The sequence below is a fragment of the Oligella sp. HMSC09E12 genome (assembly GCF_001808505.1).
Taxonomy (GTDB): domain Bacteria; phylum Pseudomonadota; class Gammaproteobacteria; order Burkholderiales; family Burkholderiaceae_B; genus Oligella; species Oligella urethralis.
Map to the genome: position 1 here is coordinate 1 of NZ_KV793617.1, position 1,280 is coordinate 1,280.

A 1,280-nucleotide genomic window follows, 5' to 3' on the forward strand; every position below is an offset into this window, starting at 1 on the left:
TATTCTAAACCTTGCCAATGCAACTACGCAAAGCCTTTAAATTTGAAATCATGCCAAACGGCGAACAAATCCGCAGAATTAAGCAGTTCTGTGGCTGTTCTCGTTTTGTGTTTAATCGGGCGTTGGCTTGGCAGAATGAACAATATGAGCAAGATAATAGCGTCAAGTTCAGTTATACGACAATAGCCAATCTGCTTCCTGTCTGGAAAAAAGAACTACCTTGGCTCAAGGACTGCCATTCCCAAGTGCTCCAACAGTCGTTAAAAGACCTTGAAAGTGCGTTCAAAAATTTCTTTCAAAAGCGTGCTGACTTCCCGAAATTCAAGAAAAAAGGCTTGAAAGAGAGCTTTCGTTTTCCGCAAGGTTGCAAACTGGAACAACAAAACAACCGCTTGTATCTTCCGAAAATCGGTTGGGTTCGTTATCGCAACAGCCGTGCTGTGGGCGGTGAAATTAAAAACGTCACGGTTAGCCAAAAGTGTGGTCGTTTTTTTATCAGTATTCAAACGGAATTTGAATATGAAATCCCAACACATCGAGGCGGAGAAATTGGGATAGATATGGGCGTTGCCCATTTTGCGACCCTTTCAAGCGGTGAATATTTTGAGCCGTTGAATGCCTTTAAAACCTACAAAGGCAAACTAGCAAAACTACAACGCCGACTTAAAAATAAGGTTAAATTTAGCCAAAACTGGCAGAAATTAAAGGCGAAAATCGCCAAATTGCACTACAAAATCGCCAACAGTCGTAAAGACTTCTTGCACCAAACTTCAAGCAAAATCAGCAAAAACCACGCGATGATCTACATTGAAGATTTACAGGTGTCGAATATGTCCAAATCAGCCAAAGGCACAGCGGAAGAACACGGCAAAAATGTGAAACAGAAATCAGGTTTGAACCGAGCGATACTAGACCAATCTTGGTTCGAGTTCAGACGGCAGTTGGACTATAAAACTCAATGGTTAGGCGGTTTTTTAGTCGTTGTTTCACCGCAGAACACCAGCCGAACTTGTCCTTTTTGCGGTTATACCGCAAAGGAAAATCGCCAAACGCAGGCTTATTTTGAATGCGTAGAATGTGGCTACACAGAAAATGCGGATGTGGTTGGGGCGTTAAACGTTTTGGCACGTGGGCGAGCTATCGTCCAAACGTAAAATATCAGGCTGGGACACAGCCGTCGAGCTTGTGAAGTGAACTTCATTGAGAGGTCAGCAGCAAGAACCCACCGAGAGTAACCCACGCAAAGCGTGGGAGCTAGTAGGAATCCCCGTCCTTTAGGG

The 1,280-nt window shown here is 43.8% G+C and carries 1 protein-coding gene; it reads left to right on the forward strand.

Translation table 11 applies throughout. The features are described 5' to 3' along the window. Positions 1 to 17 precede the first annotated feature (17 nt). On the forward strand, positions 18 to 1,154 hold the full coding sequence (locus HMPREF3179_RS11765; RefSeq protein WP_070471411.1) for an RNA-guided endonuclease InsQ/TnpB family protein: 1,137 nt from the start codon (positions 18 to 20) through the stop codon (positions 1,152 to 1,154). Positions 1,155 to 1,280 lie beyond the last annotated feature (126 nt).

What these genes read in the sequence shown, in the direction of transcription:
- HMPREF3179_RS11765 (WP_070471411.1), top strand. Translation starts at nt 18, where the DNA reads ATGCAACTACGCAAAGCCTTTAAATTTGAAATCATGCCAAACGGCGAA.